Source organism: Epibacterium sp. HA2-3, assembly GCF_055693725.2.
In genome coordinates, this window is record NZ_CM172490.1 from 1,081,627 (window position 1) to 1,097,643 (window position 16,017).

Here is a 16,017-nt window from a genome sequence, read left to right on the forward strand (position 1 = left end):
TAAGCCAAGAGGCAGCCGGTCGTTTGATGCAGATTTCGGCGGGTGCGATGAATATTTAATCGGTGCGGTTAAAAAATAGGCAGAAGTGAATCGGAGGGGTGGAGATGGTTGAGGTTTTGACCGCGCAGCAGATGCGCGCGCTGGAGCAGGCGGCAATTGCGAGCGGTGCTGTGACGGGTTGCGAGCTTATGGAATGCGCGGGCAACGCGGTTGTGGCGGCGATTCTTGAGCACTGGCCGGAGTTTGCCGGTCGGGCTGACGGGCGCGCTGCCCCCCGGCCTGCGGCCGTCCCCCTGGATATTTCTGAAAAGCTGAAGCGCGCCGTGGTGCTTTGCGGGCCGGGCAACAATGGCGGTGACGGCTTTGTGGTGGCGCGGCTGCTGAGGCTCCGAGGCTGGGCGGTGGAGGTTTTTTTCTACGGGGATGCGGCGAAACTGCCAGCAGATGCCAAGGTGAATTACCAGCGCTGGTGCGCGCTTGGTGACGTGCATCGCCTTGAGGCGGCAACGCTTGCGTCAGGGACCAAGGTGCAGCACGCGGATCTGGTTGTGGATGCGCTCTTTGGGACGGGGTTGACGCGTCCAGTGGATTTGCCGCTGGGAGTGATCTGTGAGGTCGCACGGAATGTGGTGGCGATTGATGTGCCCTCGGGGCTTTGCAGTGACAGCGGGCGTGTGATCGGGGCGGCTGCGGTGCAGGCGGATCTGACGGTCACCTTTCATGCACAGAAGCTGGGGCATGTGTTGGCGGAAGGGCCGCAGCACTGCGGGACGGTGAGGGTGGCCTCGATCGGGTTGGAGGGCCATGAGCTGCCCGGCGCAGCGGTGCCCACAGTATCCGTCGATACACCGGATCGCGCGGACCTCGCGAAGGGGTCTGGCGCGCATAAGTTTTCCTATGGCCATGCGCTGATCTTGTCTGGCGGAGCGGGACAGACGGGGGCGGCGCGGTTGGCGGCGCGTGGGGCGCTTCGGATCGGCGCGGGATTGGTGACGCTGGGTGTGTCCCCTGCCGCGCAGATGGAGGTGGCAGGCCATGTCACCGCCGTGATGCTGCGCCGGGTCGAGGGTGCGGACGGGTTGGAGGCTGTTCTGCAGGATGCGCGGATCAATACGCTCTGTCTCGGGCCGGGGCTGGGGCATGAGCGGGCGCGGGCGCTTGTGCCGGTGGCGCTGGCGGCAGGGCGGGCAACGGTTCTGGATGCAGATGCGCTCTCAGCCTACTCAGACGCGCCGGATGCGCTATTCGACCAGCTGCACAAAAACTGCGTTCTGACCCCACATGGGGGCGAGTTTGCGCGGCTGTTTCCGGATCTTGCGCAGCGGCTCGCAGAGCCCGCAACGCGCGGACCCGCCTATTCCAAGGTGGACGCCACCCGCGACGCCGCAGCGCGCGCGGGCTGCACCATCCTGTTCAAAGGGGCCGATACAGTGATTGCAGATGAAGCCGGCGTCTGCGCGATTCATGACGCCGCTGGCGCGCGCGCGGCGCCCTGGCTGGCGACCGCGGGGGCGGGGGACGTGCTTGCGGGGTTTATCACGGGGCTTCTTGCGCGCGGTCTTGCCGCGCACGATGCGGCCACAACGGGGGCCTGGTTACATGCCGACTGCGCGCGGCATTTTGGGCCGGGGCTGATCGCAGAGGATCTGCCAGAGCAATTGCCCCATTTGTTTCGCAAGTTGGGGCTCTAGAGCGGTTGGCATGCCTACGGGATAGGGACGACCCTCGGGGCCAGGGTATCGTCGAAGGCATGCGCGCTCAGCACTTCCATGCCGCGCACATAGAGGACGGACGGCGTGTCGAGCCAGATCTGCACACAGTCCAACTGCTGCATGCCGGCCTCGGTGATATAATGATCGTCAATGAGCGCCGCCGCCTGCACGCGCGCCTCGTGGCGGCCAAAGAGTGCCTCAGCCCGCCAATCCCGGACCAACACCAACTGGCGGGCAGGGAGAAGGACGTCCTGCTCGGGCTTGTCCGTGCCAAGAGCCTCGGCCGCAAAGCGGACCATCCGGCTGCGCGCGAATTGGCGAGTGATACGCGTGATGGGCTGAAGACCACGGTCGCGGGTGATCACATGGTCGCCCACGCTAAGCTCAGAGGCATGTTTATAGCCCGCGCGCGTCAGCACCTCGGTCGCGGCACCAATGCCACTGAGCGGACGCAGACCTGCGCGCACGCTCCGGGCGTGCTGATCCGATCCCGCGAGGGAGGGCGGTGACTTTGAATAGGACACAGGCGGGCCTCCCGGTGATACCGTGTGTGATGTGCAATGATGCAGGTTTCATCACTTGCGCGATAAATATGGCGAAAGAAGGCCGGAGATGAGGTGCATCTGAGCGCAGATGTGCTAATCAAGCGTCGGTAAACCAACCATGCGGGAACGGCTTGCAAGTCATTCTGCATTGGTATACTGCCGCATACAGCAAGCTTGTCACGGCTCGCCAAGAGCGTTTGCGACCCCCGTTTCAGGCTTTTTCTTACACAGGATCGTCGGGACCGTCATGAGCTTGTACACAGACTACCTAAATGAGATCGAAACCCGCAAAGGCGAGGGGCTGCACCCCAAGCCCATCGACGATGGTGCGCTGGTTGCGGAATTGATTGCGCAGATCAAGGACACCGGGAACGAGCATCGTGAAGACTCTCTGAAGTTCTTCATTTACAACACCTTGCCCGGCACCACGAGCGCTGCAGGTGTCAAGGCGGCGTTTCTCAAAGAGATCATTCTGGGCGAGGCCGAGGTGGCTGAAATCACGCCCGAGTTCGCCTTTGAACTGCTGTCGCACATGAAGGGTGGTCCCTCGGTCGAGGTGCTTCTGGATCTGGCCCTCGGTGAGGATGCAGAGATCGCCCAGCAGGCCGCAGACGTGCTGAAGACACAGGTGTTCCTCTATGAGGCGGACACCGATCGTCTCGAAGCAGCTTACAAGGCTGGCAATGCGATTGCGCGTGAGATCCTCGAGAGCTACGCCAAGGCCGAGTTCTTTACCAAGCTTCCCGATGTGGATGATGAGATCAAGGTCGTGACCTACATCGCCGCCGAAGGCGATATCTCCACCGACCTTCTGTCTCCGGGCAATCAGGCGCACTCGCGCTCGGATCGCGAACTGCATGGCAAATGCATGATCTCCGAGGCGGCGCAGAAGGAAATCGAGGCGCTGAAGCTGCAGCACCCCGACAAGCGCGTGATGCTGATCGCGGAAAAAGGCACCATGGGCGTGGGCTCCTCGCGGATGTCCGGCGTCAATAACGTGGCACTCTGGACCGGCAAACAAGCCAGCCCCTATGTGCCGTTTGTGAACTACGCCCCTGTGGTTGCGGGCACCAATGGCATCTCGCCGATTTTCCTCACCACCGTGGGCGTGACCGGCGGCATTGGCCTCGACCTCAAGAACTGGGTCAAGAAGGTCGACAGCGACGGCAAGGCGATCCTCAACAACGACGGCAACCCGGTGCTGGAGCAGAAGTATTCTGTTGAAACCGGCACGGTGCTGAAGATCGACACCAAGAACAAGAAGCTCCTGAGCGAAGACGGCGAAGAGCTGGTGGATGTCTCTTCCGCGTTTACGCCCCAGAAGGTCGAGTTCATGAAGGCGGGCAGCTCTTATGCCATCGTCTTTGGCAAGAAACTGCAGACATTTGCGGCCGAGACCCTCGGCATCGAGGCGCCGCTGGTCTTTGCACCGGCCAAAGAAGTCAGCCACGAGGGCCAGGGCCTGACTGCGGTTGAAAAGATCTTTAACCGCAATGCCGTGGGCAGCACGCCGGGCAAGACGCTCCATGCGGGTTCTGACGTGCGCGTGAAGGTCAACATCGTCGGCTCTCAGGACACCACTGGTCTCATGACCTCGCAAGAACTGGAGGCCATGGCGGCCACCGTGATCTCGCCGACCGTGGATGGGGCCTATCAGTCCGGCTGTCACACCGCGTCCGTGTGGGACAAGAAGGCACAGGCCAACATTCCGCGTCTGATGAAGTTCATGAACAACTTCGGCCTAATCACCGCGCGCGATCCAAAGGATCAGTATCACGCGATGACCGACGTGATCCATAAGGTGCTGAACGACCTCACCGTGGATGACTGGGACATCATCATCGGCGGCGACAGCCACACCCGCATGTCCAAAGGCGTGGCCTTTGGTGCGGACTCGGGTACCGTGGCGCTGGCGCTGGCAACCGGTGAGGCGACCATGCCAATCCCCGAGTCGGTCAAAGTGACCTTCAAGGGCAAGATGGCCGACCATATGGACTTCCGCGATGTGGTCCACGCCACCCAGGCGCAGATGCTCAAGCAGCATGGCGACAACGTCTTCCAGGGCCGCGTCATCGAGGTCCACATCGGCACGCTCCTGGCAGACCAGGCCTTTACCTTCACCGACTGGACGGCCGAGATGAAGGCCAAGGCGTCGATCTGTATCTCCAATGACGATACGCTCATCGGCTCGCTCGAGCTCGCCAAGAGCCGCATCCAGATCATGATCGACAAAGGCATGGACAACGAGGCGGGTACCCTCCAAGGGCTGATCGACAAGGCCGACAAGCGCATCGCCGAGATCCGCTCCGGTGAGAAGCCGGCCCTGTCGCCCGACGACAGCGCCAAGTATTACGCCGAAGTGGTGGTCGATCTCGACGAGATCAACGAGCCGATGATTGCCGACCCGGACGTCAACAACGAGGACGTCTCCAAGCGCTACACCCACGACACCATCCGTCCGATCTCTTTCTATAAGGCGGAGAAAAAGGTCGATCTTGGCTTTGTGGGCTCCTGCATGGTGCACAAGGGCGACATGAAGATCGTGGCGCAGATGCTCAAGAACCTCGAGAAGGCCAACGGCAAGGTCGAGTTCAAGGCTCCGCTCGTGGTGGCCGCGCCGACCTACAACATCATCGACGAGATGAAGGCCGAGGGCGATTGGGAAATTCTGCAGAAATACTCGGGCTTTGAGTTCGACGATCTGTTCCCGAAATCGCAGGCGCGGACCGAGTACGAAAACATCCTCTATCTTGAGCGTCCGGGCTGTAACCTCTGCATGGGCAACCAGGAAAAGGCCGCCAAGGGTGACACCGTTCTGGCCACTTCGACCCGCCTGTTCCAGGGCCGTGTGGTGGAAGATGCCGCCGAGAAGAAAGGCGAGAGCCTTCTTGCCTCGACCCCGGTTGTGGTGCTCTCGGCCATTCTGGGTCGCACGCCAACGATCGAGGAATACAAGACCGCCGTGGAGGGTATTGACCTCACCAAATTTGCCCCTCCGGTCGAAAAACCGGCAGGAACGCGCTCGGCGCATTTCTAAACACCTCTGCGCGGCGCAGACGGCTTTCTGGGGGCAATATGCTCACAGGTGACGTCCGCGGCGCGCAGTCTGGAAAGGTCAGACCGACCGCCAGAATCCGGCCCATCGGATGGCACATCCGGTCTTTGAACGACAAAAGGCGTCTCCTATTGGGAGGCGCTTTTTTCAATCAGAGCGGTCCTGGAGTAAAAATTGCGCGGCTGTGAGCGCAAAGGTTTCCCAAAAATTGACGGTTCGTGAACTTAGCGCAAGGGAAGCGAAATCAGGCCGCAAAGTGGCAGCAAAACGTTAGATTCATGAAGTTTAAAGGCATATCTGCTTATTTTTTCGCCAGGTTACAGGTTTGATGTGCCGCCTCGAATGTTGTTCCGGGGCGGATTGTAAACGAGGGATCGAAGATGTTGCGTTTGAGTAATCTTAAACTCGGTTTGAAATTACCCCTTTTGATTGTATTTCCAGTTGTCGTGATTGTGCTCGTTTCAGGCGCGCTGCAGTTGTTCCAGATGAAGCAGGCGGTGGAACGCGAGCATGAAGCCTCCTTCCTCGGTGTTGTGGAGGGGCGCAAAGACGCGCTGGAATACTGGCTTGCCGAAGTTGAGGCAGAGGTCGTCGCTCTTTCTGACAGCTACGCCGTCAGATTGGCGACACAGGAATTCTCGGAGGCCTGGCAAACTTTTGACGGGGAGGCGTCCTCGGCGCTGCGCAGTCTCTATATTGACGACAACCCCAACCCGGTCGGCCAGAAAGATGTCCTGAATACCGCCGAGGATGGCTCGGCTTGGTCACAGGTGCATGAACGCCATCACGCCGGTCTGCGCGCGCATCTTCGCGCTCATGGCTATTATGATGTCTTCCTCTTCGATCTGGACGGGAACCTGATCTATTCGGTGTTCAAGGAGGATGATTTTGGCCTGAACTTTGAAACTGGGAAATACAAGGACAGCGGTCTAGGCCAGGTCTTCCGCAATGGGCTGACCCTCGCAGAGGGGCAGTTCTTCATGAGTTCCATGGCGCCCTATGCGCCCAGTGCCGGCGCGCAGGCGATGTTCATGTCGACGCCCGTGTTTCTCGAGGGAGAGCGCATCGGGGTGCTGGCGGTTCAGTTCCCGCTCGATGGCATCATGCATATTCTGTCGCAATCCGAGCAACTTGGCGAAACCGGCTTGGTCTATCTGGTCAATGAGCAGGGGCTGTCTCTGACCGCGTCCCCTCGTGAGGGTGGGTTTGCCGCCTTCGAGGCGTTGCCGGAGCGCGAACAGATCAAGAGCGCCCTCTCGGGCCAGTCCGGCTATTTTGATCCCGTGGTGGGGATGCATGGGGATGAGGTCCTCGCGGCCACGACCAGCGTGACCGTTCCCAACGGGAGCGAATGGGGGCTGGTGCTGGAAATCAACCACGATGAGGCGATGGCAGTTGTCAACACGGCGATACGCAGCGCCGTGATCGAATTGGCCATTACCATCGCGTTGGTTGTTGCCATCTCGAGCATGGCGGTGCGCGGCCTGGTAAAACGCCTCGAACGCCTTGCGGGCCATGTGGAGAGCCTCGCAGACGAAAACTATGAAGAGGAAATCTCGGGTTGCGATCAGCGCGACGAGGTGGGCTTTATTTCCGAGACATTGGTTCACCTGCAGGGGCGCTTGCAGGAAGGGGCTGCGGCCAAAGAACGCGAGCGTGTGATCCAGGAGGGCAATGAGATGGTTGTCCGCACGCTCAGCAAGGCATTGATGAACCTCGCCAAAGGCGATTTTCGCAACCATATCCTCGAGTTTTTTCCGATCGAACACAAGAAGCTGCGCTACAGCATCAATGATGCGATGACGGAGTTGAGCGATGTGATCGAAGAGGTGCGCGAGGTGGCCAGCAGCATCTCCAAAGGTGCTGCGGAGCTGAGCGAATCTGCGGACGACATGTCTTCGCGCACCGAAAGCCAGGCCGCCACGCTTGAAGAGACCGCCGCCGCGCTAGAAGAAGTCACGGCGAGCGTCAAATCTGCCAATGAACACGTCATGAATGTGGAGCACACCGTCAGCCAGGCGCGCGGCATGGCCGAGAACAGCGGTGTGATCGTGACCGAAACCATTGAGGCGATGAACGGGATCGAGAGCTCTTCGCAACAGATCAGCCAGATCATTAGCGTCATTGACGATATTTCGTTCCAGACCAACCTCTTGGCCCTGAACGCAGGGGTTGAGGCCGCACGCGCAGGTGAGGCGGGACGCGGCTTTGCGGTTGTTGCCTCCGAGGTGCGCAGCCTCGCCCAGCGGTCCTCCGAAGCGGCGCTGGAAATCAAGACCCTGATCGAAACCAGTGGCGAGCAGGTCGGGCGCGGGGTGCAGATGGTTGGCAAGACCGGCGATGCGCTGACACAGATCGTGGATCAAGTGAAGGAAATCGCAGGCCTCATCGAAGAGATCGCCAAATCCTCGCAAGAACAATCGACCGCGCTCATCGAAATCAACGTGGGCATGTCGCAGCTTGATCAAGTCACTCAGGCGAACGCGGCTATGGTCGAAGAGAACACGGCGGCTTCGCATCTCTTGCGCCAGGACTCGCAGCGTCTTGCAGAATTTGTGAGCCGGTTCCGCACGCAGAATGACGCCAAATCCGAAGAGGCGCTCAAGGCTTTACCAGTGCCTGTAGCAGCCGCAAAACCCACAGCTCACGGGGAAGAGTGGCAAGACAGCGCCACCGAGGCGCCCCCGGTCACCGTCGACCTGGCCGCCGAGGAGGTGGACGACGTGCCCGAACCAAAGCGCGCAAATGAAAGATGGTCGGATTTCTGACACTCCACGCGCGCCCTGCGCAAGAGTTCTAGGGCGCGCCTACCACCTGAGACCACAAACCAAGAGCGTGCCGGTGTACGGCCGCTCTCTTTTGTTTTTGCTGTTCACGATGCAGCGGTGAACAGCGTCCGCGCCAAGCAGCACTTGTTTTGGCTTTGGCCGTGGCATCCACCCGAGCAAAAGGCGGGGATGCCGTGTGAGGGCGAGAGGCGGCGGGAGGAAAGCCGACCATTTCAAAGCTCCCGCAGCACGTGCCATTTCCAGCGCGCTGCGCCCCTCGGAGAACATGACTGAAGGAAGCGCGTCATCGCGCGCACCTGGGCAGCGATTGTGATGAAAATCGAGCTGCATAATTTGCCGCTTTGGCAGGGACTTAGGGCGCGATGCACGCTGGACCTGACAAGAGACACCAGCTAGGCTTGCGCATAGGTTGCGCGGCGACCTGAGGTTTTGAGGGCGGAGCCTGCGGATTGTCTGAGCAAGAGGTCCGAAATATCGCGCCTTCGTAAGTCGGGACCGGGGTAAATCGGGACCGGGACGGTAACACCGGTCAGGTAGTGCCGGTGAAACATGACCGGTACATAAGACTGGTACTCAAGATTGGTACTCAAGACTGGGTAGGCGGTTCAACAACGACCATGACAGAAAACAACATCTCGCCGCTACACCCTGCGCAAACTGGGGCGCACCGCAAGATCGGCAAGGTCGATGAGCGGTTCTACATTGTTGGTGTCGGGGCCTCTGCCGGGGGGCTTGATGCCATCAAGCAGCTTCTGGCGCGTGTGCCTGTGGATTTTGCGCATAGTTTCGTGGTCGTTCAGCACCTGTCGCCGGACTACAAATCCGTGATGACTGAAATCCTCGGGCGAGAGACGCAGCACAAGGTTGTCGAGGTGTCCGACAACATGCGCGTCGAGCCAAAGCATATCTATGTCATCCCACCGGGTGCCAATATCGTCATCCAGGGCACCGAGGACGATTTGGATGATCGTGTGATCGGATCCAGCGCCGCCCCTTCAGCATCCAAGCCTGTTCATGAGGGGTTGCGGTTCTCGCTTTTGGCGCCGCAACCGCGCCCGGCGCTGAACCTGCCGATCGACATCTTCTTTCGCTCGCTGGCCGAGGCTGTGGGCAAGCGTGCCATCGGTGTGATCCTGTCGGGTACCGGCTCGGACGGCAGCCGTGGGTTGCGTTCGATCAAGGACCGTGAGGGGCTGGTGATCGCGCAGGAGCCCGCCACCTGCGGGTTTGACGGGATGCCGCAACAGGCCATCGCCACCGGGCTTGTAGATCAGGTGCTGCAACCGGATGATATTGTTGGTGAAATATCCAGGTTTATCGACTTGCGAGACCGCGGGATTTCGGACGTGGACGAGATTTTCGACGGTGCGCAGGACAGCTTTCGCGCGATCCTTGAAACGGTCAGCAAACAGGCCGAGATCGATTTTGCGCTCTACAAGGAGCCGACTCTGCAGCGCCGGATCGCCCGGCGTATGGGGTTTCTTGGGCTGAGCAATCTTGAAGATTACCTGAGCTATCTTGGCGAAAACTCCGGCGAAGTCCAACTTCTCTACCGCGAGTTTCTGGTCGGAGTGACCAACTTCTTTCGGGATCTGCCAGTCTGGCAGGCGATGGAAACCCGGGTGCTGAAACGTCTGTTTGAAGAAGGCGACACCGATCAGCCTTTGCGGGTGTGGTCGGCGGGCTGCTCCACGGGGGAAGAGGCCTATACGCTTGCGATGCTGTTGCAGAAGTTTCGCGACGACAACCAGATCGAGCGTGATTTCCGGATCTATGCCACCGATGTGAATGAAAACGCGATCAACACCGCCAAACAGGGCATCTATCCCGATCACACGCTGGAAGAAATTCCCGAGGCCTATCGCAACGCGGGATATATCACGCATCATCCGGGCACATTCGCGATCTCGCCCACCATTCGTAGCCAGATCGTTTTTGCGGTCCACGACATTACGCTTGATCCGCCCTATACGCGGACCGATCTTATCGTGTGCCGGAACCTGCTGATCTATCTCGGCCCCGATGTGCAGGCCAAAGTCATGGTGAACTTCTCCATGTCCCTCAGGATAAACGGCTATCTGCTGCTGGGCGCGGCAGAGACACCCGGCTCTGACGGGGTGCGGTTCGAGTATTTCATGGGCAAGGAGCGTATCTTTCGTAACAAACGCGTGGCGCGTGCGGGCAGTGGGCGGGCCAAGCTGACCACGCAGATGCCAGCCCTTGGGATGCTGCCGCGAACGCGGCGCATGATGTCCTCTGGTCTGTCAATCCAGGATGACCTCAGCGCGCTGTTCCAGTTTTCCCTAGAGGCTGGCCAGATGTCGATCTGCGTGCTGGATCAGGGTTCCAATGTTCTGAAAACATTCGGGAATATGCAGACCCTTCTGCATATTCCCGAAGGCGGGTTCTCCACCAACATCTTCGATCTCTGCGATGATCGTCTGCGTAGTTCCATCGCGCTGGTGGTCCGTGGTGTCGAGGATCAGACCACCGCACAGGCCTCGGATATGCGTCTGATCGAGGGTGACAGCGTGCGAACCGTGTCAGTGTCTGCGCGCAAGATCATCTGGGAAGGCCATGCCTCTGCTGTTGCGCTTTTTGTGCGGCAGATCACGCAGACCCTGCCCAAAGCGGCGGTCGAGAACAGTGACGAAGAATCTCAGATCGAGAGCAGCGCCTATATCGAACATCTCGAGAGCGAGGTGCGCTCGCTTCAGGAGATGCTCGGGGTGACGGCGCAGGATCTTGGTGCTTCGAACGAGGAGTTGCAGGCCGCCAATGAGGAGTTGATCGCCGCAAACGAGGAACTTCAGGCCAACAACGAGGAAACCCAGAGCATCAATGAAGAGCTCCATACGGTGAACAGCGAGAACATTGATCGCATCACCGAGCTCGAAGAGGTGAATGCGGATGTCGACAACCTGCTTGAGACGGCAGCTCTGGGGATCTTGTTGCTCGACACCGATATGTGCATTCGCCGCTTCAGTGCCGGGGTGACGCGCTATCTGGATCTCAAACACAGCGATCTGGGTCGCCCGCTCGAGAGCTTTGCCACCGCGCTGCTGCCCGAGGCTGTCACGCTGCTGGTGGATGATGCCCGGCTGGCGCGGGATCAGGGCGAGGAAACCCAACGCGAGCTGCGTCGGCGCGATGGCGGCTTTGTACAGACCCGCGTGCGCCGCTTTAACCGCCAGCGCGGAGACTCGCATGGGGTGGTGATCACCTTGCTCGACATCACGGATACCAAACTGCTCGAGCAGGAGGCCCGGCGTCAGAGCGAAATCCTGTCCAGTGTGCTGGAGAGCGAGGAATCCGGCTATTGGGATTGGAATATCCCAGAGGACACACTCTATATTTCTCGCCGTTTTGTGGAGTTCCTGGGCTTTGGCGTCGGGGAACTGGCGCCAAATTCCTCAGCGTGGCAGGGCCTGATCCACAGCGATGACCGACCGCAGTTTCACGAGGCGTATCGGGCACATGTGAACGCGCGCGGCGAGGTGCCCTTCCTGATCGAGGCGCGCTATCTCACCAAGGAGGGTGAGGAGGTCTGGATCAGGAGCCGCGGTCAGGTGACCGATTGGGGGCAGGACCATCGCCCCTTGCGCATGATCGGCGTTCACCAGAACATCAGTGACCTCAGGGCGCGCGAGGATGACATCGAGAAACGCGCTGATGACATGCGCCGCTTTGCCTATGTTCTTGCGCATGATCTCAAGCAACCGCTTAATACCATCGAGGGCAGCGTTCAGGCGCTCGACGAGGAACTCCCCAAGACGCTGGACGCCGATATTCACGAGCTCATGCGCTTTTTGCAGCAGGGCACGCAGCGGCTCAAAACGCGGGTGAATGCGGTTCTGGATTATGCGCGTTTGCAGGATCAGACCACCCGGTTTGAACCCTGTGATCTTGCGCAGATCATCGACGCATGTCTTGCCGATCTCGAGGACACGGTGGCGCAGGCCAATGCGGAAATCGTGGTCGAGCCTCTGCCCGCTGTATCTGGCACCCCGGAGCTGCTGGCGCGCCTGATGCGGAACCTTCTGAGCAACGCCTTGAAATTCCGCGATCCGGCGCGACCGTTGAAGATCACGATCGCCGCGATCAACGCCCCCTATGGCCGCGTGGGGCTCCGGGTGGATGATACCGGCATAGGTATCGCGCCGCAGGATCGCGCGCGGGTGTTTGAGCTCTTTTCACGATTGCATGTCGAGTCAGAGATCGAAGGCAGCGGCCTTGGTCTGGCGATGTGCGATCAGATTGTGTCCATCCACGGTGGGCAGCTCGAGGTGGTCGAAGCCGAGACCGGCGGCGCCAGCTTCCGTTTCACCCTACCGGCAGCCCCTGCCGCCCCAGACGGAGCGTGACGCCATGACGACCTCGTCCCCCCGGATCCTGTTGATCGACGACTGCGATGCGGATCGCTATTTTTTCAAACGCAACCTGCGCAAGCTCGATCCGGAGGCAAGATTGATCGAATTTGCCTATGCGGATGAGGCGCTCGAATATCTGAAGACCCCCGGGAAGGCACCTGTGGACTTCATCTTTGTCGATATCGACATGCCCAGACTGAACGGGTTTCAATTCGCGGATGTCTATCATTCGCTTTATCCTGAACTAAAAGGGCATGCGCGGCTTTTTGTCTGCTCGTCCTCCATCGACCCAACGCACCGCCAGCGCACAGAAGACCATCCCGACATCGACGGGTTCTATGAAAAGCCGCTGTCGCGTGATGCACTGAACGAGATCCTCTGAGATGGCCGGGCTGCGCACGCTCTTCGTGGGTTTGTTGACCTTTGCGTGTGCCTTGGCCCTCTCGGTGGGCGCCTCTCTGGCGCAATCTCAGGAGACCGTGCGGGTCCCATGGACCGAAGCCCCGCCGATGATGATGTCCGATGCACAGGGTCAGCCAAGCGGATTTACAGTGGAGCTGGCGCAGATGCTCGCCCAAGAGGCGGGCTTTGACATTGAGTTTCGCCACTATGACCGCATTGATGAGGTCACAGCCGCGCAGGCCCGTGGCGAGACAGATATGCTCGCCGGTGTTGATTTGATTGACGTTTTTCAACCCGAGAACCGGATCTCCGATCCCATTGCGCGGATCACGGTCTCCCTTGCGGTGCCAACGGAACGGGCCGAGCAGTTCGATCCAACCAATCTGGACGGCAAGCGCGTCGCGGTGATCCCACCGATCCTAGGCTCTGATCCGGACTTGTTGCCGGGGGCCACGCTGGTGAATCACACCAATCCCGAGGCGGCGTTGGTTTCGGTATTGTCGGGGCAGGCGGATGCAATGTCCTACTCCACCAATGTGACCTTTGCCATGTTGCGTGCTGCGCGTCTGGATGGTCGGATTGCCTTTTTGGACCCGCCGCTTTTGGAAACAACACGTGGCGTGGTGGTGCATCAGAGCCGGCCGGAGCTTCTGGAGCGGATCAATGCGGTGCTGCCCCAACTTGAGGCCAAGGGCAGCCTGCAGGCGCTGCGCGAGAAATACCTGCTGGCGATTCCGGCGCCTGTGCCGGACACGCTGACCGTGGGGGTACATCATGTGCCGCCTTTTGTGTCGATCTCTGAGGATGGCACGCCGGGCGGGTTCGGGGTCGAAATTCTTGAGAGCCTCGCAGAGCGGGCCGGGCTCAAACTGCGCTATCAGCGTATTACCGACGCCGAATTTGGCCGCGGCCCGCGACAGGGTGGGGTGGATGTTATGCCGATGATGGCCTCGAACCCGACCCGTCGCGCGCGAATGGATTTTACCTTTCCCGTGCATCGGGTGCCGTTTTCAATCTTCACCCTGCATGAGGCGGCGATTGCGCCGCAGGGTCTGGATGATCTGATCGGGCTCAGGGTCGGGGTCGAGGATGGCAAGAACGCCGCCCAGTTGGCGGAGGCGCATGGCGGTCTGACGCTTTCGTATCACGAGGGCAAGGACGGCCTCATGAACGCGCTGCTGCAAGGGCAGGTGGATGCCGTGTTGGCACCCAACTCTGCCTTCACATCGCATCTTGAGCGAAACCACCTGCGCGACAAGGTCCTCATCAGCCGGGAGCCGTTTTATACATCCGAGTCCGGGCCTGCATTGCGATTGGGGCTGGGGGAGGTCCGGGAGGCGCTGAACGCGGTGATCCCGGCCTATCTGATCTCGGAGGATTATGAGCGGCTGCAGCAGGATTGGTTTGGCACCCCCACCTTCTGGACGTCTGCCCGGCTGCGCATGCTGCTGGCGCTTGGGCTTGCGTTCCTTCTGACCGCGCTTGGCTTTGGCATCTGGCAAAAGATGCAGCGCTCGCGCGCGCAGGAACGTCAGGCCCGCCTGTTGCAGCAATCGCGCCAGCTTGAGGTCCTGGTGGACGAACTCGAGCGCTCGAACCGGGAACTCGACAGTTTTGCCGATATTGCCTCTCACGATCTCAAGGAACCGCTGCGCGGCATCCAGTGGCAGGTTCAGGCGCTGCAGGAGCGCGCGGGAGAGGCGCTGCCGGAGGAAATCTGCCGTATCGAGCAGCTCTGCGCACAGATGGAGACCACGATTTCGGATCTGTTGGCCTCTGCTCAGCATCGCGGCAAGGGCAGTGACATCGCCGACATCGAAACCGGTGACGTGGTCGATGAGATCCGCACCGAGCTTGCAGAGCTTCTGACAGAGACCAAGGGGGAGCTCCGCGTGGAGACGCCCTTGCCGCGCGTGCATGCCAGCCGAGCCAAAGCCAAGGTCGTGTTTCAGAACCTTATCGCCAATGGTCTGATCTACAATCGGTCCGACACTCCGGTTGTGCGCGTCGGCTATCTGAGCGAGGACACCCCCGACGACAGCGGACTCTTGCATGTGTTTTATGTGCGCGACAACGGCATCGGCATCGCGACCGAGGATCAGGGGCAGATTTTCCAGCCGGGCGTGCGGGGCAAACACTCTGGCATGCGACGCTTGCCCGGCACCGGGGGAAATGGTCTAGGCCTTTCCTTTGCCAAAGAAATCGTGGAAAGTTACGGCCAGTTGATCACATTTGAAACCACCCCCGGAGAGGGGACTACCTTTTACTTTTCGCTGCCCAATGCGAAAGGTGAAGAGGCGATTTCTGTGACGGGCGAGGCGAGATTGGCGGACGCAAAATGACCAAGGTTCTGATTGTCGATGACAGCCCGGAGGACACCGAGATGCTGCGCAGGTTCTGCAGCGAGCTGCCCTCCTGCGTGATCGAGACCGCTGCCAGCGGTAGCGAGGGCGTGGCGCGGTTTGAAAAATGGCGCGCAGATTGCGTGCTGCTGGACTATCACCTCGCCGATAACAATGGTCTTTCGGTACTGGCGGATCTTAAGGCGCGCGACCCCTTTGTACCGGTGATCGTTCTGTCGGGACGCGGCAGCGAAGAGCTGGCTGCGGCCACGATGAAAGCTGGCGCCACGCGCTATCTGACCAAGCGCGGGCTGTCGCTTGATATGCTGCGCACCGCCATCGAGGCCTCGATCCGCTGGATGCAGCACGCAGCCTTGTCGCAGCGCAAATAGGCGCTGCTGGCCAGCCCTCGCTGCACCCGAGGCGCCGGGGTGTGGCTCCGTTTCCCAAAACCGATTTCCGTGGTTGACGCTAGCCTAACCGGGAGCCGGGGGGCGCCCGCGCTGGGTTTGTGCGTGTGTCGGTCGCCGGCTGCGGGCGCGATGCCTTTTGTGCTGAGGTGCGGCGAAGGGCTTGATTCGATGCCTGCCCGCCCTCCACACCGAGCCATGCACAGAGCGACTACCTGAGTCTTTGAAAAATCAAACGTCAGGGGTTGAAGTCGACCAGGTAAATTCCTTGCCGGATCAGCCCATTGGCGAAAAAGTGCCTTTGTTACAGCGCTCCCCCTTATGTGAACTGACCCGTTCAGTTGCCCTCGCTTTCAAGACCTTTTCCCAAAAAACTTAGGTGTTAGCTCCGT

At 60.1% G+C, this 16,017-nt stretch carries 8 protein-coding genes; 7 read left to right on the forward strand and 1 reads right to left on the reverse strand.

Annotated features, from left to right (window positions below; all coding sequences use genetic code 11):
• Window positions 1–104 precede the first annotated feature (104 nt).
• A complete protein-coding gene (locus ACZ1HH_RS05020; RefSeq protein WP_487320410.1) occupies window positions 105–1,691 on the forward strand; it encodes an NAD(P)H-hydrate dehydratase in 1,587 nt (528 codons plus the stop codon).
• Between the two features lie 14 nt (window positions 1,692–1,705).
• Here the strand turns inward: ACZ1HH_RS05020 and ACZ1HH_RS05025 are convergent, their stop codons facing one another.
• Entirely contained in the window at window positions 1,706–2,236 is a 531-nt protein-coding gene (locus ACZ1HH_RS05025) for a Hint domain-containing protein (protein WP_472636038.1), read from the reverse strand.
• Window positions 2,237–2,504: 268 nt separating this feature from the next.
• Here ACZ1HH_RS05025 and ACZ1HH_RS05030 point away from each other — a divergent pair, with 268 nt between their 5' ends.
• The 6 genes from ACZ1HH_RS05030 (at window position 2,505) to ACZ1HH_RS05055 (ending at window position 15,607) form a co-directional block, all read left to right on the forward strand.
• Entirely contained in the window at window positions 2,505–5,294 is a 2,790-nt protein-coding gene (locus ACZ1HH_RS05030; protein WP_416368255.1) for a bifunctional aconitate hydratase 2/2-methylisocitrate dehydratase, read from the forward strand.
• Window positions 5,295–5,797: 503 nt separating this feature from the next.
• Window positions 5,798–8,080 (forward strand): methyl-accepting chemotaxis protein, encoded by a 2,283-nt coding sequence (locus ACZ1HH_RS05035; RefSeq protein ID WP_472637301.1) that lies wholly within the window; start codon window positions 5,798–5,800, stop codon window positions 8,078–8,080.
• A 638-nt stretch (window positions 8,081–8,718) separates the two neighbouring features.
• Window positions 8,719–12,465 carry a chemotaxis protein CheB gene (locus tag ACZ1HH_RS05040; RefSeq protein ID WP_487320411.1) on the forward strand — a complete coding sequence of 1,249 codons (3,747 nt, stop codon included), beginning with the start codon at window positions 8,719–8,721 and terminating at the stop codon, window positions 12,463–12,465.
• A 4-nt stretch (window positions 12,466–12,469) separates the two neighbouring features.
• Window positions 12,470–12,853, forward strand: a complete 384-nt coding sequence (locus ACZ1HH_RS05045) for a response regulator (RefSeq protein WP_011538372.1) — start codon at window positions 12,470–12,472, stop codon at window positions 12,851–12,853.
• A 1-nt stretch (window position 12,854) separates the two neighbouring features.
• A complete protein-coding gene (locus tag ACZ1HH_RS05050) occupies window positions 12,855–15,215 on the forward strand; it encodes a transporter substrate-binding domain-containing protein (RefSeq protein WP_472636041.1) in 2,361 nt (786 codons plus the stop codon).
• Window positions 15,212–15,607 carry a response regulator gene (locus ACZ1HH_RS05055; RefSeq protein ID WP_472636042.1) on the forward strand — a complete coding sequence of 132 codons (396 nt, stop codon included), beginning with the start codon at window positions 15,212–15,214 and terminating at the stop codon, window positions 15,605–15,607. The genes ACZ1HH_RS05050 and ACZ1HH_RS05055 overlap by 4 nt, the downstream gene beginning before the upstream one ends.
• The last annotated feature ends 410 nt before the right edge of the window (window positions 15,608–16,017 follow it).